The organism is Inquilinus sp. CAU 1745, assembly GCF_039839375.1.
Taxonomy (GTDB): Bacteria; Pseudomonadota; Alphaproteobacteria; order DSM-16000; family Inquilinaceae; genus JBDOQU01.
The window spans coordinates 71,286-92,625 of sequence record NZ_JBDOQU010000006.1; the positions used below are offsets into that span (position 1 = coordinate 71,286).

A 21,340-nucleotide genomic window follows, 5' to 3' on the forward strand; every position below is an offset into this window, starting at 1 on the left:
GGCCTATCGCGTCTGGGCGTCGCGAACCAGCGCGGCGAGGCGGAAGGCGGCGTGGACCATCTTGCCATAGGGCAGGGTCAGGAACAGCGCCAGGACGGCGGCAAGGTGCACGACCAGAAGAGGCTGCACGGCCGTCGTTCCCGTGGCCCAGTAGAGCGCAAGTCCCGTCGCGGCCGTTGCCGTCAGCAGCAGGACGAACGCCATTTCCCCACCCCATACCGCCGGCGCGCCCAGATCCTTTTCCGCGCGCAGCTTCAGCGCGATGAGGGCGATGCCGCCGATGGTCATCAGAAGGCCGCCCGGCACGCCGAACAGTTTGGGAACCGAAAGAGGGCCATATGGCGCCTGCATTTCGAAACCGTAATGAAGAACCGTTCCCGATGCCGTCGAAGCGAAGCAGAGCAGGAAGCCCCACATTACGGCCTGATGCCCCCATCGCCGGGCCCTGGTGTAACGGTCTTCCTTCTCGTAGTTGCAGCCTTCCGCCGCTCCGCCGGAGAGATTCCTGAGGCGTCCGGCATCGCCGAACGCGGCCGCGAGATGACGCCAGTTCACCCTTGCGCCGCCGACTTCGCGCCAGTAGTCGCGTACCCCCAGCGCGATGACGATGACGGGCGCGATGAAAGCGGGAATGAAGATTCCGATCATGATGCCGTGTGAGAGATAGGCGTAAAACCCCTCTCCGCTTTCGGGCCGCGCCGCCAGCGCGACGGACAGCATCACGATGATGCCCAGCATCAGCGCCCCGATCAGCGCCACGCCATTGGTCTGGAACAGCTTGGAGAGGCCGTGCGGACGAATGAACCGTTCCCAGCTTTCCACCCGCACCTCGGCAAGCGCGCGCGGCAGGTTGAGCGCGAACTCGTGCGGTTCGGTATACTGGCAGGCGTAGTAGCAGCCCCGGCAATTGTGGCAGAGATTGGCGAGTTGGGTCACCTCGCCGTCCGAAAATGCCCTGTGCAGGGTCATCGCCGGGAAGACCGAGCAATAGCCCTCGCAATAGCGGCATGCATTGCAGATTTCGAGTTGCCGGCGCGCTTCCTCAGTCGCCGACGTCGCGGAAAGCGTATCAAGCGACATGTGCGGCGGCCTCCCTGCCGGCGATGCGTCCGAATACGGTGCCGATGGTCATGCCGAAGCCGGCGAGATAACCCTGGCCGAGAATGGAGCCGGCCATGATCTCGCCGGCGGCCCAGACGTTGGAATAGCGCCCCGCCTGCCCGCTTACGCGCGCTGTCTCGTCGACTTTGAGGCCCAGATAGGTGAAGGTGACGCCGGGGCGCAGCATGTAGCCGTGGTAAGGCGGCGTATCGATCGGACGCGCCCAGTTGGTCTTCGCCGGCGACAATCCATGAGTGGCGAGGCCATCGAGTTCGGTCGGGTGGAACGTACCCGGCCGGCAGGCGGCATTGAACGCTTCAATGGTTTCCACGACCGGCGCGGCCGGTAGCCCGAGTTTTTCGGCCAGCCCTTCGATGCTGTCGGCGGTTTCGGGCGGATAGACCGATGGCATGAACAGATCGGCGCTTTTGGTGTCGATGATCGCATAGGCTACCTGGTCGGGCTGGGCGGCGACCAGCCGGCCCCAGATTGCGTAGCGCTTGGGCCAGACATCCTCGCCCTCATCGTAAAAGCGCGCGCCTTCATTGTTGACCACCACCGAGAACGGCACGCAGTCCAGGCGCGTGACGATTCCCCCGTCATATTTGGGTGCGCGGCCATCGATGGCGACGCAATGGCATTGGGTTGGATCGCCCACGCTTTCGGCGCCCCCGTCGAGCATATCGCGCAACACCTCTCCCCGGTTATAGGGCGTGCCGCGGATCAGGAAATTGCGCGCCGCCGGCCCCCAGGCGCGGGCCAGCCATTCGATATCGGCCTGAAATCCTCCCGAAGCCAGAACCACGGCCTTGCCTTCGATCACGACGCGTTCGCCCCCGATCTCAGCCTCCACGGCCTGGAACGACCCATCCATGATGGCCACGTGAGCAACCTTGGCCTCATAGACCACCGTCACACCGAGATCGGCCGCCCTATTGTAGTAGGCGTTGACCAGCGCCTTGCCGCCGCCCAGGAAAAAGGCGTTGGTGCGCGAAAGGGAAAGCGTGCCCGAGAGCGAGGGCTGGAACCGCACTCCGTGTTTTTCCATCCAGGGCAGGTTCATTTCAGAGGTTCTGATCGCCAAACGGGCCAGCTTTTCATCGGTCTGCCCCTTCGTGACCAGCATCAGATCCTGAAAGTACTCGTCCTCCTCATAGGCGTCGGTCAGCACCGACATTGGCCTGGAATGCATGCAGCGGAAGTTGCGGGTATGGCGCGAATTGCCGCCGCGATAGGGTTTGGGCGCCCCTTCCAGCAGCAATACCCGCGCGCCGGCTTCCCCCGCCTCGATGGCGGCGCAGAGCGCGGCATTTCCCCCGCCAACCACGATGACGTCCCAACAGGTCGCCGTCAGGATCGCGGTGGAGATCGCATCGATCATGCCTGTTCGTCCCCGAACTCGGCCTCGCGGGCGCGCAACTGGCGCAACCGCATGCGGTGGGCGCCAAGGATATGCCGCCGCATGACCGCTTCCGCCTCGTTCTCGTTCCTCTCCCGCAGCGCCGTCAGCACCTCCGCATGCTCGGCTATGGCCCGCTCCGCGCGATCGGCTTCCTCCATCGTCGAGGGACCAAGTATGAGAAGCGTCTTTTGCAGCGTCCTCATCGAATGGCTGAGATAGCGGTTGCGCGCGGCGTCCAGGACGACCCGATGGAATTGCCGGTTGAGCTCATAGAGCCGGGCGGAATCGGTGCGCGACCGCGTCATCTCCGCATTAAGGGATTCCATTTCCAGCAGTTCGACTTCGGACGCGGCGCGGGCCGCCAACCGGGCGGCGGTGCCTTCGAGCACCGTGCGCATCTCATAGAGTTCCGTGATCTCGGAATAGTCGAGCTTGCGGACAGCGGCGCCGAACCTGGGCAGATGAACCACCAGCCCGTCCGCTTCCAGCCGTCGGATCGCTTCGCGGACCGGCGTGCGCGAGATGCCGAACCGCAGCGCCAGCTCGTTTTCCAGAAGACGGTCGCCCGGCGTCAGCATCCCTGAGCGGATTTCCGCGATCAGACGCTGATAGGCGTCCTGCCCCTGTGGAAGCTCCATCCGGCGGTTCGGCTCTGTCATCGCGCCAACGCGTTCTTGTGCTTTGTACCCACGTGCATACAATAGGATACGCACATAAGCAACGGCCGCGAAAGAGCGCGAATGCTTCAGAACATGTTTCCGCGCGCACCGCTCGGCCGGACTCTGATGACAGTGGCGGTCGCGGCCGTCGGCACGCTGGCCTTCTCGCTTGCCGGCCTGCCTCTGCCCTTTCTGTTCGGCCCGATGACCGCCTGTCTCGTCACGGCCTTGATGGGCGCTCCGTTGCGCGGGGCCGGACAGGTCGGCGCAGGCGCGCGGACGATCCTCGGCGTGGCGGTCGGGGCTTCCATCACGCCGGCGATCGTCGCCCAGCTTCCCTCGATCGCGCTGTCGGCGGCGCTGATTCCGATCTACATCATCGTGATCGGCCTTGTGGGAGTGCCCTTCTTCCAGCGCGTATGCCGCTACGATCCCGTGACGGCCTGGTACGCGGCGATGCCGGGCGGGCTTCAGGACATGGTGATCTTCGGCACAGAGGCGGGCGGCAATCCCCGCGCGCTGTCCCTCATCCATGCCACGCGGGTGATGATCCTGGTGACCCTTGCGCCGATGATCCTCGCCTGGGGATTCGGCGCGACGCTCGACAATCCCATCGGCGCGCCGGCCAGCGCGGTGCCGGTGAGCGAACTCCTGCTCATGGTCGCGGCGGCCCTGATCGGGTGGAAAGGCGGCGAACGCATCGGATTGTTCGGCGCCGCGATCCTCGGCCCCATGATCGTGACCGGGGCGCTATCGCTGGCGGGCTTCATCCACAACCGACCCCCGATCGAAGCAATCCTGGCCGCCCAGTTCTTCATCGGCATCGGCATCGGCGCGGGCTATGCCGGAATCACCTTGCGCGAACTGCGCCGCGACGTCGCGTCGGGCGTCGCCTTCGTGCTGGTCCTGGCGATCCTCGCGGCGATCTTCTCCGAAATCGTGGTGCTGGCGGGGCTTGCGGCGCCGATCGAGGGCTTTCTGTCGTTCGCGCCGGGCGGCCAGGCGGAGATGACCATGCTGGCCATCATAGTGGGAGCCGATCTCGGCTTCGTCGTCGTGCATCACCTGCTGCGCGTCCTGGTGGTCATCACCGGAGCGCCCATCGCGGCGAGGCTCGCGGGTCGCAAGCAGTCGCCGACGCCGACCGCCGAAGACGCGAAATAATGTTCTAAGTTCAGCCTTGCATTCATGAATATCATTCATGAACCCATGAGATTGTATAATTTCCTTAATAACCACCGATGCGCCACCCTGACGGGACCCTGCCAGGAAGGGGCGGAAACCGCCGCAACGTGGTGCGCGACCGGCATTCCCCGCGCATCGACCCTGTGAGATTGCCGCCCTCAAGAGCATGGTCATAGGGAGGAAAAACATGAAACAATACAACTCAACTCGCATCGGCTTCGGCGGCTTCGCCGCGAGCCTGTTGGCTTCCGTGGCCTTCGCCCCGCCCGCGGTGGCGCAAGACTTCACCGACATGACGGTGGAATATGTCATTCCATTCTCGGAATCCGGCGGTTCCGCGGCCTGGGCTAATTTCTACGCTCCGCTGATGAGCGAGGCGCTGCCAGGCAACCCCACCGTGGTGGTCCGCTATCGCCCCGGCGCCGGCTCCACCGAAGGCGCGAACTGGTTCCAGAACAACCAGGACACCACCAACGGCACGCTGGTTTTCGGCACCTCCGGCTCGACCCAGTTCCCCTATCTGCTGGGCGACCCGCGGGTGCGCTACGAATATGATGACTGGAAGGTGGTGCTGGCCTCCGGCACCGGCGGCGTCGTCTACCTGCCGCCCGATCTCGCCGAGATGTTCGACGGCGATTTCGACGCCCTTCAGGGCGAAAGCTTCCTCTATGGCAGCCAGGGAGCCACGTCGCTCGACCTCGTTCCGCTGCTGTCGTTCAAGATGCTCGGCCTGCAGGTCGATCCCGTCTTCGGCATCGAGGGGCGCGGCGACGGCCGCCTGATGTTCGAGCGAGGCGAGGCGAATATCGACTATCAGACCACGCCGGCCTACCTCGCCAACGTCACCCCGCTGGTCGATCAGGGCATCGCGGTGCCGGTCTTCACGTTCGGCGCGCTGGACGATGAAGGCAACATCGGCCGCGACCCGACCTTCCCCGATCTGCCCTCCTTCAAGGAGGTCTGCGAGGCCACCGAAGGCTGCGAGACCGAGGGCCTGGCCTGGGATGCGTGGAAGGCATTCTTCGTGTCGGGCTTCGCGGCGCAGAAGATGATCTATCTGCCAGGCGGCACGCCGCAGGAGATCATCGACGCCTACACGGCCGCCTTCGAGGAGATCAAGGCGCGCCCCGACTTCGCCGAGATCTCCGAGGAGACACTGGGCATCTACAGCCAGGCCACCGGCCAGGCCGCGATCCGCGCCTCCGACCAGGCAACCACGATCACCGACGAGGCCAAGCAGTACGTACTCGACTGGCTGGAAGAGGATTACGCCGTCACGTTCTAGCGGCCATCGAGGCGAATCCCGAATCCCCGTCCGGCCTGCCCGGGCGGGGACCGGCCTCGAACCTCCTCGTTACCGACCGTCGGGAAGGAACCATCCTTGGACCTGATCGCGACAGCGCTGCCCGCCCTGGGGCAGGCCTTCACCCTGCTTTTCCAACCCGAACAGCTCATGTATCTGACGGCGGGGGTTCTGCTCGGCCTGTGGGTCGGCGTCCTGCCCGGGCTTGGCGGGATCGCCGGCCTGTCGCTGGTCCTGCCCTTCATATACGGCATGGATCAGGTGTCCGGCCTCGCGCTGATGGTCGGGCTGGTCGCGGTGATCCCGACCTCCGACACCTTCTCCTCCGTGCTGCTCGGGATTCCCGGCTCCACCTCCGCCCAGGCGACGGTGCTCGATGGATTCCCGCTCGCCCGAAAGGGGCAAGCGGGGCGCGCGCTCGCCGCGGCCTTCTCCTGCTCGCTCTATGGCGGACTGCTGGGCGCGCTGGTGCTGACCTTCTTCCTATTCATCGCCCGACCGCTGATCCTCGCCTTCGGCCTGCCGGAGATGCTGATGCTCACGGTGCTTGGCCTGTCGATGGTGGCGATCCTGGCCGGGCGCGTGCCGCTCAAGGGGATCGTCGCGGCGGGCCTTGGCCTGATGGCGGGCACGATCGGCGCGGCGGGCGCGGGCGGAAGCCTGCGGATGTCGACCTACGACACGCCCTATCTGATCGACGGGCTGCAGTTGATCATTGTCGGCCTGGGCATCTACGCGATCCCGGAAATCGTCTCGCTGCTGCGGCAGGACCGATCGGTTTCGGAAACCGGCGAACTCAGCCATGGCTGGAGCCGCGGCGTGCGCGACTGGTTCGGCAATCTCTGGCTGTCCACCCGCTGCGCGATCATCGGCGTTATCGTCGGCATCATACCCGGCCTCGGCGGGTCGGTCGTGGACTGGATCGCCTACGGACACACGATCCAGAGCTCGAAGAACCGCGAGAATTTCGGCAAGGGCGATATCCGCGGCGTGATCGGGCCCGAATCGTCCGCCAACGCCAAGGAAGGCGGCGGCCTCGTGCCGACCCTGATCTTCGGCATTCCTGGTTCGGGAAGCATGGCGATCTTTCTCGGCGGGCTTGCCCTGCTCGGCTTCACGCCGGGGCCGCAGATGGTTCGCGCCGACCTCGACATCACCTACACGATCATCTGGAGTCTCGCGATCGCGAACGTCATGGGCGCGGGTCTGTGCATCATCCTCGCCAATCAGGTGGCGAAGATCACCACGATCCGTTTCGCCCTTCTGGCGCCGCTCCTGTTCATGGTGATCGCCTTCGCGGCCTTCCAGTCGCGGCAGTCCCTGGGGGACCTTATCGCCCTCATCTGCATCGGCGGGGTCGGCATCCTCCTGCGGCGGTTCGACTATTCCCGACCCGCCTTCCTGATCGGCTTCGTGCTTTCGACCCAGGCAGAGGCGTACTCCCACATGGCGCACCAGATCGCCAGTTCGCGGTTCCACAGCAGCGTCATGGCGGGCATCGAATACATCGCCTCGCCGATCGCCCTGACCATCCTGGCTCTGACCGTGGGGTCGGTGATCATCGGAATGAAGCAGGCGAGGCACATCAACGAGAACGTCAACACGCCGACCGGGGGCAAGCGCGCGCCCTTGATCTTCCTGCTCTGCATCACCGCCTATCTCACGGTCGCCTGGATCGACGCCGCCACCATCAACCGGTTCGGCGACAAGATCTTCCCGCTCGTCGTCGCGACGGTGACGCTCGCGGCCTGCCTGACCCTGCTGTTGCGGATGCGGCTCCGGCCCGAGAACGACCCGATGTTCGTGGATATGGAGAAGGGCGGCGAGGACAGCGATGCGGCGCACGGGCTCTGGGGCACGCTGGCCTGGTTCCTCGGCCTGCTCGCGCTGTCCTGGATCTTCGGCTTCTTCATCGCCCTCGCCATCTATTTCCTGCTGTTCTACCGGCGGCGCGCGCGGATCGGCTGGTTCGGCACGCTCGCTTTCACCGGGGCGGGACTGGCCGGAATCCTGTTCCTCGCCGGCATCCTCGGCCGCGATTTTCCACCGGGGCTGCTGCAAAGCTATTTCGATCTTCCGTGGCCACTGACATGACCCAGACACCCATCCCCTACCTATTCCTGCGCGGCGGCACGTCGCGCGGGCCCTACTTCCGCCGCGAGGATCTGCCCCAGGATCGCGACAAGCTGGCCGAAGTGCTGATGGCCGTGATCGGTGCGGGCCATCCGCTCAACATCGACGGCATCGGCGGCGGCAACGCCGTGACCACCAAGGTCGCCATGTTGTCGCGCTCCGGCAGCGAAGATGCCGACGTGGACTATTTCTTCGCCCAGCTTTCGGTCGAGAAACGGGAGGTCGATTTCAGGCCCACCTGCGGCAATATCCTCGTTGGCGTCGGGCCGGCCGCGATCGAGATGGGGCTGATCCCCGCCCGAGATGGCGAAACGAGCCTGCGCATTCGCGCCGTCAACACAGGCGCTCTTGTCGAAGCCCGCGTCCAGACGCCCGGGGGCAGGGTCGAATATGCCGGCGAGACGGCCATCGACGGCGTGCCGGGCGTCGCCGCGCCCATCTTAGTCAGCTTCCTCAATGTCGCCGGCACCAGTTGCGGCGCCATGCTGCCCACAGGCAACACGCGCGACATGATCGACGGCGTCGAAATCACCTGCATGGACGTGGCGATGCCCATGGCCATTGCCCGCGCCGATGCATTCGGCCTGACCGGACATGAAACCGTGGCCGAGCTGGAAGCCAACCGGGATTTCTATGCCCGGATGGAACCGATCCGCATCGAGGCGGGACGGCGCATGGGGCTGGGAGACGTGTCGAAATCCGTCACACCGAAATTCGGCGTGATCGCGCCGGCGCGCGGGAATGGCGTCATCGCGGCGCGCTATTTCATGCCCTGGGCCTGCCATCCATCGCTGGCCGTCACCGGTTCGCAATGCATCGCGGCATGCGCCCTGACCCCGGGAACCGTCGCGGAGGGGCTGGGACGCATGCCCGACGGGAGCCCGGTCCTGATGCGCATCGAACACCCGATGGGATCGATCGAAGTGACAGTTGACTATGAGAATGGAGATCCGGAAGGCTTCCGGATCAAATCCGCCGGCCTTGTCCGCACCGCCCGGCTGATCGCCCGTGGCGAAGTGATGGTCCCCGCGAACATCCTTCCCGTAACCGGGCTGACGAACCAGGCATGAACAAGAAGACTTACGAAGTCCTTGCCGAGACATTCCGGCGGGAGGACATCGACACCTGCTTCGCGCTGCTTGGCGACGCCAACATGAACTGGGCCACATCCCTTGCCGGGATGGGCGTGCGCATGATCTATGTCCGGCACGAACATTGCGCCGTAGCCGCCGCCATGGCCTATGCCCGCAAGACAGGCAAGGTCGGCGTCGCCACGGTGACCTGCGGCCCCGGCCTCACCCAGATCATGACCGCCCTGCCCGCGGCGGTGCGGGCCAATCTGCCGCTGGTGGTTTTCGCCGGCGAAGCGCCCTTGAAATCGGGCTGGTACAACCAGGGCATCGAACAGGCGCCGTTTATCACGGCGACGGGCGCGACCTATCACGCGCTTCACCACCCGGCGCGCATGCCGGACGCCATTCGGGATGCATTCCTGGAGGCCCGCACCATGTGCAGGCCCGTCGTGCTCGGCGTGCCATTCGATCTGCAGGACCGTCCATGGGAAGGCGACTTGTCCCTGCCCGCGCCCTCGGCCGAACTGGTTCCCCAGGTCGGGCCGATCCCTCCCCACCCCGACGACATCGCCCGTGCCGTGGAGAGGATCCGCGACGCGAGACGCATCGTGGTGATGGCCGGCATGGGCGCGGTGCTTGCCGGCGCAGGGGCCGCCTGCCGCCGGCTCGCCCAACGATGCGACGCGCTGCTCGCCACCACGCTTCCCGCGCGCGGCCTGTTCCACAGCGATCCCTACTGCCTCGGGATCGCTGGGGGTTTCTCGTCGGAAGCAGGCCGGAAACTGATGGGAGAGGCCGATCTGGTCATCGCCGTCGGCTCGATCCTGGCCCAGCACAACGCGGATGACAGCAAGCTCTTCGGACAGGCCCATGTGCTGCAAATCGACATCAAGCCGCTTACCGTGAGCCAGGCGCGGATTGCCGCCGACAGCCACATACGCGCCGACGCGCGGCTGGGAGTCGAAGCCCTGGCGGCCGCCACGGAACGGCGTCCCGTGACATGGCGGAGTGAAGAAACCGCGCGGTTCATCCGCGAGACCCCCGCCGACGCCGAACCTTTCCCGATCGAGCCGGACGTCCACGATCCCCGGGGAGTCGTCGCGGCGCTCGAATCGGCTCTGCCGCAAGAGTGGGAAATGGTGAACTCCTCCGGCCATTGCTCCTATTTCTTCGCGCAGATGCCGTCCCGGCCTCAGGATCGGTTCCTGACGATCCGCGAGTTCGGCGCGATCGGGAACGGCATATCCTTTGCGATGGGTGTTGCGGCGGCCCGCCCGGACAGTACGGTGGTGCTGTTCGACGGCGATGGCAGCCTGATGATGCATGTCCAGGAGATCGAGACTATCGTGCGGCATGGCCTCAACGTGCTGATATGCGTGCTTAATGATGGCGCTTACGGGTCGGAAATCCACAAGCTGCGCTCCGAAGGGCTTTCAGATGAGGGCGCGGTGTTCGGCAGGCCCGATTTCGCGGCGATCGCACGGGGATTCGGGGCAGAGGGCGAACGCGTGACGAATCTGTCCGTGCTGCCCGGCCTGATCGATAAATTCAGTCGAACCGGCGGTGCGGCCGTCTGGGATTTCCCCGTCTCCGACAAGGTTCTTTCGCCGGTCATTCGCCGCGCCCATGGGAAAGGCAAGCACTAGGTGAAAGTCCACATCCTAGACGACTGGTTCGACACCTTGCGCACCCTGCCGTCCTTCGCACGGCTAGCGGGTCACGAGGTCACCGTATGGAACGATCATGAGGAGGATGTCGGCGGGCTCGCCGCACGCCTTGCGGATGCGGATGCGTTGGTGCTCTTTCGTGAGCGCACGGCGATCACTGCCGAGCTTCTGGACCGGCTGCCGGCCCTGCGTCTCATCAGTCAGCGCAGCGTCTATCCCCACATCGACGTGGCCGCCTGCACACGAAACGGCGTGTTGCTGTGCTCCAACATGCACGGGGACGCGCCCTCCATCGCGGCGGCCGAGCTTACTTTCGCGCTGATCCTGGCCTCCGCGCGTCAACTGCCGCAGCAGGTGGAATCGCTCAAGGCCGGCAAATGGCAGCTGGCGCCGGGTCAAACGCTGGCCGGACGCAGGCTGGGTCTCTACGGTTTTGGAAGGATCGGAAAACAGGTGGCGCACTATGCGCGGGCTTTCGGTATGGAAGTCGTATGGTGGGCGTCGCCGGCGGGCCGGGTGCGGGCCATGGCCGCCGGCGAAACGATAGCGGACAGTCGCGAGGCCTTCTTCGCGGAAAGCGACTTCGTGAGCCTGCACGTCCGGTTGAAGCCCGAAACGCGCGGCATCGTCACGGCGACGGACCTGCTGGCCATGAAGCCTTCGGCAAGCTTCATCAATACATCCCGCGCCGCGCTGGTCGAGGACGGCGCGCTGTTGGCCGCGCTCCAGGCCGGCCGGCCTGGACGGCTTGCGCTTGACGTGTTCGACCGCGAGCCGCTGACGGACATTTCGGACCCCCTTGTCGCCCATCCCTCCGTCATCGCCACGCCGCATATCGGTTTCGTCACGGAAGACGAGCTGGATGCCCAGTTTTCCGACATCTACGACCAGATCGTCGCCTATGACGAAGGCAAGCCGATCCACATGGTCAATCCCGAAGCCTGGTCCGGAAATCAGGCCGACGGATGACGCCGCCATGCTCAGCCATAGGCCTCGGCGAGCCGTTCGCAGATCATCGCGAGCAAGGTCTCGGCCGGCTGGGACAAGGGCACGCCGCGCCGCTGCACCGCCACGATGTTGCGCGAAAGGTCGACATCGGCGAAGGGCAGTCCGACAAGTTCATGAGCCGCGGAATGCATTGTGAGGCGCGGCAGGACCGTGACCGCCGTCCCCGCCGCGACGAGCTTCATCGCCGTCACGGCGTTCTGAACCTCAAACCGCCAGTCCAGCCTCTTGCTCAATTCCCCGAGCGATTCTTCGATGAGCTGCCGGTTGGTCGATTGAGTGCGAATGCGCACCAGCGGTTCGCCCTGCAAATCGCAGCGCCTGGCCGTCTTTTGCCCGGCGAGTCTGTGGTTGCGGCCGACCAGCATGACATAGGGTTCCGTGCATAGATGCCGGACCTCGACATCCAATGGCGTGGCGCCGGTGATTGTGATCCCGAATTCGGCGTCTCCCCGCTGCACCAGTTCGACGACCGTGGCGGCCAGGTGATCGAGAAGCACGATCTGCAATCCGGGATGGGCTTGGGAGAATGTGCGCATGATTCCGGGCAGGAAGTATCCTGCTATCGTCGGAACGCAGGCAAAGACGACCTTGCGCATGGCTTCACGGCCGCTGTCGCGCACCTTGCCATAGAGGTCCGCAAGCGTTTCGAGCTGACTGCATACCTGCGGCAGCAGATCCTGGCCGGCGATGGTGAGCGAAACTTCCCTGGAAGTTCGAACAAGAAGCCTGGTCCCCAGATCTTCCTCGATCTTTCGAATGCGATGGCTCAGCGCCGTCTGCGTCAGATTGAGACGCGCTGCCGCCCTGGAAAAGCTGCCCAGCTGGGCGACCGCGACAAACGCCTCAAGACCGAGGTAATCCACCCTCATCGGCCGCCCCTCCCGTTCCGTCCCGCCCTGGCGAAAATCGCATACGCACTCCGCCACCGACAAGCGCGTCCACCCTATCTGATCCCATGAACGGCGGCATGATCGTGACCGACCTGCTTATGCCTCCGGGCATGGAACCCTTGATTGCGGCGGTGCTGCTGGGAACCAGCCTGACGGCTTCGTTCGTCACCATCGCCTTCGGCATCGGAGGAGGAATGCTCCTGCTGGCGGTCATGGCCAGCCTCGTTCCGCCGACAGCCCTGATACCGGTGCATGGCCTCGTGCAGTTCGGATCGAACTTCGGGCGCACCCTTCTCATGTTCCGCTACATCTCATGGCGTCACATCCTGACCTTCACCATCGGCTCCCTGGTGGGCGTCGCGGCCGGCGGCGCCATCGCCTTCAACCTTCCCCCAGCCATTGTCCAGATCGGCGTGGGGTTATTCGTGATCTGGTCGGTCTTCGTTCATCCGCCGCGATGGCTTCGCGAGATACCGATCCTGACCGGCGCGGTATCGAGTTTTCTCACCATGTTCTTCGGGGCGACGGGTCCGTTTGTCGCGACCTTGAGCAAATCGCTGGCGCTCGACCGGCACCGTCATGTCGCCACTCACGGCGCCTTCATGACCATCCAGCACCTGCTGAAGACATTCATGTTCGGCTTCATCGGCTTCGCCTTCGGTCCCTGGCTCGGCTTCACCATCGCCATGATCGTCGCCGGAGCGATAGGAACGCTGCTCGGGCGGCTGGTGCTGAACCGGATTTCAGACCAGCGATTTCGTTTGGCGCTCAACGTGATCCTCGTTGTGCTGGCGCTGCGGCTCATCATCAGCGGCATGGCCGCCATATAGCCGCACCGAACGCCGAAACCTGTCCGCCGTTGAATGAATGTTCAGGGTCCGGTCCCTGGCTCCAGTCCACCATCGCCTTGAATTTATACGATCGTACAATTTTCTAGACAACTGTATAAATCACTGCCATGGTCCTCGTCCCGAAAGCAAGGAGATGAAGGCCGATGGCTCACGCTGACACGCGAAGCGCGATCCTCGAAGCGGCGGAAAAGCTGTTCTCCGAACGCGGTTTCGGCGCCGTCGCCCTGCGTGAGATCGCGCGCGAGGCGGGCGCCAATGTCGGCAGCGTCACCTATCATTTCGGCACCAAGCTGGGCGTTCTGGAGGCGATCTACAGCCGCCACACCCGCCCGATGAACCATCGCAGGCTGGAACTGATGGCCGAGGCCCGGCGGATCGCCGATCCGGACCAGCGGCTGATGGCGATCCTGCGCGCCTATGTCATCCCGGCATTCACCTCATCCGACGACCCGGCCGGTGGCGGCGCGCGCTTCACGCGTCTACGCGCGATGCTGTCGGCGGACGGCACCGCCGAGGTCAGGAAGATCATCGCCGGGGCGTTCGACGAGATCAGCCGGGCCTTCATCGACGCAATCGCCGGCTGCCTGCCGGGCGCGCGCCGTGAGGATATCGTCTGGCGCAGCCAATTCCTGCTGGGCGCCCTCTACTACACGCTCGTGGTCCCGGAACGCGTCAGCCGCCTGTCGGACGGGGCGGCCGACGGGCACGACCATGAGCGGGCGATCGCGGAGGTCGTCGAAGCAAGCTTCGTCACCTTCCGCGCCCTCGCCCGGCCAGAGGCGGCGAAGACGCCGCAATATTCAGTCGCCGACTGATCAATCAACCAACCAATGGGAGGAAAGAAAATGAACCTGAAGACGAAATTCATCGGCACGATGATCGCCGCGACCCTGTCCGCGACGCCGGCGCTGGCGCAGGAACGGGTGTCGATCGGCACCGGCGGCACCGGCGGCCTGTTCTACGTCATCGGCGCGGGCATGGCGGAGATCATCAACATATATCTGGAGGATACGACCGCGCGGGCCGAGGTCACCGGAGCTTCGGTCGAGAACATCCATCGGGTCGCCGCGGACCAGATGATCCTCGGCCTTTCGTCCTCATCGACGCTTTTCGAGGCGAAGAACGGCCAGGGGCCGTTCGAGGAGCCGCAGCCCGTCGCCGCCGTCGCCTATCTCTATCCCGCGGTGCTGCAGATCGCGACGATCGAGGGCACGGGCATCGAGACGATGGAGGATCTCGCCGGGAAGCGCGTCAATCTGGGGCCGCCGGGCAGCAACTCTGCCGTGCTGTCGCAGCGCCTGCTGGAAGCCTACGGCGTGTTCGACGAAGGGACGGCGCAGTTTCTTTCCTACAGCGAGGGGACGAACGCCCTGATCAACGGCACGGTCGATGCGGCGGTGGTGCTTGCCGGCGCGCCCACCTCGACGCTGATCGACCTCGGCGCCCAGGAGGATATGCGGCTTCTTTCGATCGACGCGGAGAAGGTCGCGGACCTGCTGGAGGAATACCCCTTCTACCAGATCCACGACATCAAGGCCGGCACCTATGAGGACCAGGACGAGCCGGTCACGGTCATCAACGATCCGGCGACCCTGTTCACCAACGAAGACGCTCCCGACGAGCTGATCTACGGCATCACGCGGACGATCTTCGAGCATCTGCCGGAGTTGGGCGAAATCCATCCGCAAGCGAAGGCGATCTCGCTGGAAACGGCGACGAACACGCCCATCGCCCTTCATCCGGGGGCGGAGCACTTCTTCACGGAAGCCACCAACTAACCGGACCGGTATCCTCATCATGTCGGCATTCCTCGATCATCTCCGCCTGCAATTGCCGGCGGAGCGAGGGAAGGGAGAAGCGGCCATCGTGTCGCTTCTCTTCACCCTCTTCGCCGCGCTGGCGACCGGCCTGGTCATCTATGGCGCCTATTTCGGCGGCATCACCGCCCTGATCCTGCGGTCGCTGTTTTTCTCAGCGGTTTCCGCCGCGGGGCTGCTCTATGTCGGAGCGAAGGTGGAGAATAGCGCGGGCAGGCTGCTCTGCTACGTCCTCGCCGCCTTCGCGGTCGTTCCCGGCCTCCATCTCTCGCAATCCTATGTCGACATCCTCATGCGCGGCGCGATGGCGACGGCGACGGACGAATGGGTATTCCTCGGGCTGATGGCCGTCATTCTCGTGCTGGTCAGGCTCTCGCTGGGCCGGGCGCTGGTCATCCTCATACTGGTCGCGCTGGCCTACGCCTACTTCGGATATCTGATTCCCGGCAAGTACGGCCATGGCGGCTATGACCTTCCGCGCCTGACCTCGACGCTTCTCCTTTCCACGGAAGGAGTCTTCGGCCTGCCGATGGGCGTGGCGGTCGAATACATCTTCCTGTTCGCGCTGCTGGGCACCTTCCTGATGAGGATCGGCACCGGCGAGGTGTTCGTCGACATCGCGCGCGGCGTCACCGGCCGCGTGCAGGGCGGGCCGGGCCTGTCCGCCGTAGTCTCCAGCACGCTGCTGGGCATGATCAACGGCAGCGCGGTCGCCAATGTGGTGACCACGGGCACCTTCACCATTCCGCTGATGAAGCGCGTCGGCTACAGCGCCACGGTGGCGGGCGCCATCGAGGCCGCGGCATCCTCGGCCGGGCAGATCCTGCCGCCGATCATGGGAGCGGCCGCCTTCCTCATGGCCGAGATCATCGGCGTTCCCTACGGGCAGATCGCGCTGGCGGCTCTGGTCCCCGGCCTGCTCTACGTCCTGGCGCTGCTGGTCGCGGTGCGGCTGGAAGCCGGCCGGCTGAACATCGCGCGGGACGACGGCGCGGGTCTGGCGCTGCTGAAGGAAACGCTGCTGCGCCGGGGCTATCTCCTGCTGCCGCTGGTCGGGCTGGTGGCCCTGCTGGTCATGGGCTTCACGCCGACCCGCGCGGCGGTGCTGTGCCTGGCCTTCGGGCTGCTCATCTCCCCCTGGCGGCGTGAGACGCGGGTCGGGCTGACGGACCTTCTGGTCGTGTGCCGCGACACGCTGGTCTCCACCGCGCCGATCGTGGCGGCCGTGGCGGCGGCGGGGGCGGTGATCGGCGTCCTCAACCTGACCGGGCTCGGGCTCATGCTGTCGGGCATGATCGTCGAAGTCGGAGGCAGCCAGATCTGGCTGATCCTGGTGCTGACGGCGATGACATCCTTCGTGCTGGGCATGGGGCTGCCGACATCGGCCGCCTACCTGCTGCTGGCGGTACTGGTGGCTCCGGCGCTCACGCGGCTGGGCGTGCCGGCGATCGTCGCGCACATGTTCATCTTCTACTACGGGCTGGTCTCCGCGATCACCCCGCCGGTCGCGCTCGCCGCCTACGCGGCGGCCAGCATCTCCGGCGGAGACGCCAACAAGACGGCCGTGGAGGCGGTTCGCCTGGGCTTCGTGAAGCTGCTCGTGCCGTTCCTCTTCGTCACCATGCCCGGCCTCCTGATGATCGGCAGCGGCGGGCAGATCGCGCTTTCCATCCTGTTCGCGGTGATCGGCGTGACCGGACTGACCATCGCCTTCGCGGGCTGGCTGGGGCGGCCCATGGGCGGCGGCGCCAGGACCCTCATGGCGCTGGCCTCGCTCCTGACGCTGTGGCCGACCGACGTCGCCTCGACCGATGTCCTTTCGGTGGCTGCACGGCTTTGCGGCATGGCGCTGCTGGCGTGGCTCGTCTTCCGGGAGGTCGCCGGATCGGCTTCCATCTCCCTGCCCGGCGCAAGCAAGAAGGCTTCCTGATGATCGCCCCCAACCTACCCTACCACCCGTCCCCCCGGCGGCCGGAGATATCCCTGCCGCCGGGGGCGTGCGACGCCCATTGCCATGTCTTCGGCCCGGCGGCCCGGTTCCCTTTCGCGCCGGAGCGGACCTACACGCCGATCGATGCGCCGAAGGAGACACTGTTCGCGCTGCACCGCCATCTCGGGATCGACCGGGCGGTGCTGGTTCAGGCAAGCTGCCACGGGACCGACAATTCGGCGATGCTGGACATGATCGCGGCTTCGGACGGCGCCTGTCGCGGCGTCGCCATGGTCCGGGCCGATGTAACCGATGCGGAGCTTCGGGCCCTGCATGAGGGCGGCGTCCGGGGTGTCCGGTTCAACTTCGTCACCCATCTCGGCAAGGATGCGGATTTCGGGGGCATCCGGGGGATCGTGGAGAAGATCGCGCCGCTGGGCTGGCACGCCGTCGTCCATTTCGACGCCGACCGCCTGCCGGTGCTGGCCCCGTTCCTGAAGGAGCTGCCGCTGCCCATGGTGATCGACCATATGGGGCGCGTCGACGCCAGCAAGGGGGTCGGGCAGCCCGCATTCGGGATGCTGCTGGACCTGATGGAGGATGACCGTTTCTGGGTGAAGGTCTGCGGTCCGGAGCGCATCTCGCGTGCGGGCCCGCCCTTCCACGACGCGGTCCCGTTCGCGCGGCTGCTGGTCGACCGCTTCACCGATCGGGTGCTGTGGGGCACGGATTGGCCGCATCCGAACATCAAGGTTCATATGCCGGACGATGGGGCGCTGGTCGACCTGCTGGCCCATGTCGCGCCGGATCCGGCGCGGCTGAGGACATTGCTGGTCGACAACCCGACCCGGCTCTACTGGCCGGAGACGGTTCGATCGGCGGCACCCGCCGGGGCGCTGGCGGAGAAGGTCTGACCGCCGCCGGGCGGCGGACGGAGAGCAAGATGGACAGGAGATCGAATTGAGCAACAGGACAGCGCTCGTCGTCAGCGCGCATTCCGCCGATTTCGTCTGGCGCTGCGGCGGCGCCATCGCGCTCCATGCGGCGCGGGGCTATGAGGTGACGATCGTCTGCCTCTCCTACGGCGAACGGGGCGAAAGCGCCAAGCTGTGGAAGCAGGAAGGCATGACGCTGGAAAAGGTGAAGGCCGGCCGCAGGAAGGAGGCGGAGAACGCCGCCGAAGCGCTGGCGGCGCACGACATCCAGTTCTTCGACCTTGGCGACTATCCGCTGGAGATGGATCGCGAGGCCAAATACCGGCTGGTGGACGTCATCCGCAAGGTGCAGCCTTCCTTCATGCTGTCGCATTCGCTGGATGATCCCTACAACACCGACCATCCCTATGCGACGCGGGCGACGCTGGAGTGCCGCATGGTGGCGCAGGCCTGGGGGCACAATCCCGGCGAGGCGGTGCTGGGGGCTCCGCAACTCTACCTGTTCGAGCCCCACCAGACGGAACGGTGCGGCTGGAAGCCGGACACCCTTCTGGACATCACGCCGGTCTGGGAGCGGAAGAAGGCCGCAATCGAATGCATGGAGGGCCAGCAGCATCTCTGGACCTACTACACCAACGTCGCGGAGAACCGGGCCAACCAGTTCCGCCGCAATTCCGGAGGCCAATCCGGGGGACGCGAGGCGAAGTACGCCGAGGGCTTCCAGTCGATCTTCCCCCGCACCGTGGATGAGCTGTGATGGCCGGGATCGTGGTTCAGGATATCGAGCGCGCCGATGACGAGACCATCGCCGGCCTGGCGGAATGCGGCGTCGCCACGGTTCATGAGGCCCAGGGGCGCAAGGGGCTGCTGGCCTCACGCATGAGGCCGATCTACCCGGGGGCGCGGCTGGCGGGATCGGCCGTGACCATATCGGCGCCGCCCGGCGACAACTGGATGCTCCATGTGGCGATCGAGCAGGTGAGGAAGGGCGATGTCCTGGTGCTCGCGCCGACATCGCCCTGCGAGGACGGCTATTTCGGCGATCTGCTGGCCACCTCGGCGAAAGCGCGCGGCTGCGTCGGTCTCGTTATCGACGCTGGCGTGAGGGACGTTCGCGATCTGACGGAAATGGAGTTCCCGGTCTGGTCGAAGGCGGTGTTCGCGCAGGGCACGGTCAAGGAGACGGTCGGCTCCGTGAACGTGCCGGTGGTCTGCGCCGAGGCGTATGTCCAGCCGGGGGACGTGATCGTCGCCGACGATGACGGCGTCTGCGTCGTCCGGCGTGACGAAGCGGCGGCCGTGCTGGAGAAGGCGCGGGAGCGGATGGCGAACGAGGAAGCCAAGCGCCGGCGCCTGGCGGCGGGTGAACTGGGAATCGACATCTACGACATGCGCGGGAGGCTGGCCGCCAAGGGACTGAAATATGTCTGAGGAGGCGCGCGGGATCCGCTGCATGTGGATGCGCGGCGGCACCTCGAAGGGCGGCTTCTTCCTGGCGTCCGACCTTCCGGCGGAGACAGATGCGCGGGACGCATTCCTGCTGAGGGCGATGGGATCGCCCGACGACCGCCAGATAGACGGCATGGGCGGCGGCGATCCGCTGACCTCCAAGGTGGCGGTGGTCAGCCCCTCGAAGCGGCCGGGGGTCGATGTCGACTACCTGTTCCTCCAGGTCTTCGTCGACCGTCCGGTGGTCACCGACGCGCAGAATTGCGGCAACATCCTTGCTGGCGTCGGCCCCTTCGCGATCGAGCGCGGGCTGGTCGCCGCGAAGGATGGGAAGACCGGGATACGCATCTTCATGGAGAATACCGGGCAGACAGCGATAGCGACCGTCGCGACGCCCAGGGGCGTGGTGGCCTATGACGGGGAGGCTCGGATCGACGGCGTTCCGGGAACCGCCGCGCCAATCCCCCTCGCTTTCGAGGATACGGCCGGATCGTCCTGCGGAGCGCTCCTGCCGACCGGCCGCCCCGTTGACGTCATCGAGGGGATCAAGGTCACGTTGATCGACAACGGCATGCCGTGCGTCGTGATGCGGGCGTCCGATCTGGGCGTCGATGGTGACGAGCCTCCCGCGGCGCTGGAAGCCGACGGAGAGCTTCGGCGGAAGCTGGAGGCGATCCGGCTGAAGGCGGGACCGATGATGAATCTGGGCGACGTGGCGGACAGATCCGTGCCCAAGATGACCCTGGTCTCCGCGCCAAGGAAGGGCGGCGCGATCTCCACCCGCACCTTCATTCCCCATCGCTGCCATTCGTCGATCGGCGTGCTGGGTGCCGTCAGCGTGGCGACGGCATGCCTGCTCGACGGCGGCCCCGCCGCCGGGCTGGCCGAGACGGGCGCCGGGGAGACGAGGACGCTCAGCGTCGAGCATCCGACCGGCGAGATGACCGTGCTGGCGACCATGGGCGATGACGGTTCGGTTCGCCGGACGGCGATCCTGCGCACCGCGCGCAAGCTTTTCGACGGCGTCGTGTTCGGCTAGGCGGAGGCAAGGCATGAAGATCGCGTTCATCGGCTTCGGCGAGGCGGCCCGCGCATTCCATGACAGCCTGGCCGTCAAGGACGGCGCAATCGGCTTCTCCGCCCATGACGTGCTTTTCGGACGCGAGGGGATGGAAGGGTCGTGCGCTCGCGCCGCGAAGGAGCGCGGGGTCGCCGTCGAGGAAACGGTCGTGGACGCGGTGGCGTCGGCCGACTGGATCATCAGCGCGGTGACGGCGGACCAGAGCCTGGAGGCGGCGCGGTCGGCGGCTGGACATGCGCGGCGAGGGCAGATCTATTTCGACATCAATTCCGTCTCCCCAGGCCGCAAGCGGGAGAGCGCCGGTCTGCTGACGCAGGCGGGAGCCTGTTATATCGACATGGCCGTGATGGCGCCGGTCAAACCGAGGGGACACCGGACGCCGGTGCTGCTGGCCGGCCCCCTTGAGCCGGCGGCGTTGCGGCGGGTGGAGGCGCTGGAATTCGATTTCGACCTGGTGGGGCCGGAGCCCGGCGCCGCGACTGCCATCAAGATGGTCCGCAGCCTGTTCGTGAAGGGGCTGGAGGCGATCACCGTCGAGGCGATGCTGGCGGCGTCCGCCTCGGGCTGCCTGGACCATGTCCTGGAATCGCTGGAGAAATCCTATCCCGGCCTCGGCTGGCCCGGCATCGCGGAATACAATATCGAACGGATGCTGAAACATGGCACGCGCCGGGCCGCGGAAATGAGGGAAAGCGCCGCGACGCTCGACGGGTTGGGCCTGCATGGCGATCTCGCCCGCGCCATCGCTGAAGCGCATGATCTCATGGGCGCGCTGCCCGAGCGGGACATCTCCGGAGAAGATTTCGCGACCGGCCTCTCCAGGCTTGCGGCCAGCAGGCGAAGGCTCGGGCGATAA

At 65.8% G+C, this 21,340-nt stretch carries 19 protein-coding genes; 15 read left to right on the forward strand and 4 right to left on the reverse strand.

From position 1 onward, the window contains the following. Positions 1-3: 3 nt before the first annotated feature. The 3 genes from tcuB to AAFN89_RS09200 are packed head-to-tail and all read right to left on the reverse strand — an operon-like array spanning position 4 to position 3,162. Positions 4-1,080 (reverse strand): tricarballylate utilization 4Fe-4S protein TcuB, encoded by a 1,077-nt coding sequence (gene tcuB / locus AAFN89_RS09190; RefSeq protein WP_347538272.1) that lies wholly within the window; start codon positions 1,078-1,080, stop codon positions 4-6. Beyond that, the gene (gene tcuA, locus AAFN89_RS09195; protein WP_347538274.1) at positions 1,070-2,482 is read right to left on the reverse strand and encodes an FAD-dependent tricarballylate dehydrogenase TcuA; all 1,413 of its coding nucleotides are present in this window, start codon (positions 2,480-2,482) and stop codon (positions 1,070-1,072) included. The genes tcuB and tcuA overlap by 11 nt, the downstream gene beginning before the upstream one ends. Further along, positions 2,479-3,162 (reverse strand): GntR family transcriptional regulator, encoded by a 684-nt coding sequence (locus AAFN89_RS09200; protein ID WP_347538276.1) that lies wholly within the window; start codon positions 3,160-3,162, stop codon positions 2,479-2,481. The genes tcuA and AAFN89_RS09200 overlap by 4 nt, the downstream gene beginning before the upstream one ends. Before the next feature lie 126 nt (positions 3,163-3,288). On the opposite strand from AAFN89_RS09200, the gene AAFN89_RS09205 reads away from it, so the two are divergent. From AAFN89_RS09205 to AAFN89_RS09230, 6 genes are all read left to right on the forward strand, one after another. Continuing rightward, the gene (locus tag AAFN89_RS09205; RefSeq protein WP_347538278.1) at positions 3,289-4,326 is read left to right on the forward strand and encodes an AbrB family transcriptional regulator; all 1,038 of its coding nucleotides are present in this window, start codon (positions 3,289-3,291) and stop codon (positions 4,324-4,326) included. A gap of 208 nt (positions 4,327-4,534) precedes the next feature. Further along, positions 4,535-5,632, forward strand: a complete 1,098-nt coding sequence (locus tag AAFN89_RS09210) for a tricarboxylate transporter (RefSeq protein ID WP_347538280.1) — start codon at positions 4,535-4,537, stop codon at positions 5,630-5,632. Between the two features lie 96 nt (positions 5,633-5,728). After that, a complete protein-coding gene (locus AAFN89_RS09215) occupies positions 5,729-7,744 on the forward strand; it encodes a tripartite tricarboxylate transporter permease (protein ID WP_347538282.1) in 2,016 nt (671 codons plus the stop codon). Then, positions 7,741-8,853 (forward strand): 4-oxalomesaconate tautomerase, encoded by a 1,113-nt coding sequence (locus AAFN89_RS09220; protein WP_347538285.1) that lies wholly within the window; start codon positions 7,741-7,743, stop codon positions 8,851-8,853. The genes AAFN89_RS09215 and AAFN89_RS09220 overlap by 4 nt, the downstream gene beginning before the upstream one ends. Beyond that, a complete protein-coding gene (locus tag AAFN89_RS09225; protein ID WP_347538287.1) occupies positions 8,850-10,502 on the forward strand; it encodes a thiamine pyrophosphate-binding protein in 1,653 nt (550 codons plus the stop codon). Before AAFN89_RS09220 ends, AAFN89_RS09225 begins: the two co-directional genes overlap by 4 nt. Next, positions 10,503-11,492 carry a D-2-hydroxyacid dehydrogenase family protein gene (locus AAFN89_RS09230; protein WP_347538289.1) on the forward strand — a complete coding sequence of 330 codons (990 nt, stop codon included), beginning with the start codon at positions 10,503-10,505 and terminating at the stop codon, positions 11,490-11,492. 11 nt (positions 11,493-11,503) lie between these two features. Here AAFN89_RS09230 and AAFN89_RS09235 read toward each other — a convergent pair whose 3' ends face one another. After that, positions 11,504-12,400 (reverse strand): LysR family transcriptional regulator, encoded by an 897-nt coding sequence (locus AAFN89_RS09235; RefSeq protein WP_347538291.1) that lies wholly within the window; start codon positions 12,398-12,400, stop codon positions 11,504-11,506. A gap of 98 nt (positions 12,401-12,498) precedes the next feature. On the opposite strand from AAFN89_RS09235, the gene AAFN89_RS09240 reads away from it, so the two are divergent. From AAFN89_RS09240 to AAFN89_RS09280, 9 genes are all read left to right on the forward strand, one after another. After that, on the forward strand, positions 12,499-13,251 hold the full coding sequence (locus AAFN89_RS09240; RefSeq protein ID WP_347538293.1) for a sulfite exporter TauE/SafE family protein: 753 nt from the start codon (positions 12,499-12,501) through the stop codon (positions 13,249-13,251). Positions 13,252-13,415: 164 nt separating this feature from the next. Continuing rightward, positions 13,416-14,087, forward strand: coding sequence for a TetR/AcrR family transcriptional regulator (locus tag AAFN89_RS09245; RefSeq protein ID WP_347538295.1), 672 nt, complete (start codon positions 13,416-13,418; stop codon positions 14,085-14,087). A 30-nt stretch (positions 14,088-14,117) separates the two neighbouring features. Then, complete coding sequence (locus AAFN89_RS09250) at positions 14,118-15,050, forward strand: TAXI family TRAP transporter solute-binding subunit (protein WP_347538297.1); 933 nt, start codon at positions 14,118-14,120, stop codon at positions 15,048-15,050. Positions 15,051-15,069: 19 nt separating this feature from the next. Next, a complete protein-coding gene (locus AAFN89_RS09255; protein WP_347538298.1) occupies positions 15,070-17,019 on the forward strand; it encodes a TRAP transporter fused permease subunit in 1,950 nt (649 codons plus the stop codon). After that, on the forward strand, positions 17,019-17,933 hold the full coding sequence (locus tag AAFN89_RS09260; RefSeq protein WP_347538300.1) for an amidohydrolase family protein: 915 nt from the start codon (positions 17,019-17,021) through the stop codon (positions 17,931-17,933). The genes AAFN89_RS09255 and AAFN89_RS09260 overlap by 1 nt, the downstream gene beginning before the upstream one ends. 46 nt (positions 17,934-17,979) lie before the next feature. Further along, the gene (locus tag AAFN89_RS09265) at positions 17,980-18,711 is read left to right on the forward strand and encodes a PIG-L deacetylase family protein (protein ID WP_347538302.1); all 732 of its coding nucleotides are present in this window, start codon (positions 17,980-17,982) and stop codon (positions 18,709-18,711) included. After that, entirely contained in the window at positions 18,711-19,385 is a 675-nt protein-coding gene (locus tag AAFN89_RS09270) for a 4-carboxy-4-hydroxy-2-oxoadipate aldolase/oxaloacetate decarboxylase (protein WP_347538305.1), read from the forward strand. The genes AAFN89_RS09265 and AAFN89_RS09270 overlap by 1 nt, the downstream gene beginning before the upstream one ends. Next, on the forward strand, positions 19,378-20,442 hold the full coding sequence (locus AAFN89_RS09275) for a 4-oxalomesaconate tautomerase (protein ID WP_347538307.1): 1,065 nt from the start codon (positions 19,378-19,380) through the stop codon (positions 20,440-20,442). The genes AAFN89_RS09270 and AAFN89_RS09275 overlap by 8 nt, the downstream gene beginning before the upstream one ends. A gap of 13 nt (positions 20,443-20,455) precedes the next feature. Then, positions 20,456-21,340 carry a DUF1932 domain-containing protein gene (locus AAFN89_RS09280; RefSeq protein ID WP_347538309.1) on the forward strand — a complete coding sequence of 295 codons (885 nt, stop codon included), beginning with the start codon at positions 20,456-20,458 and terminating at the stop codon, positions 21,338-21,340.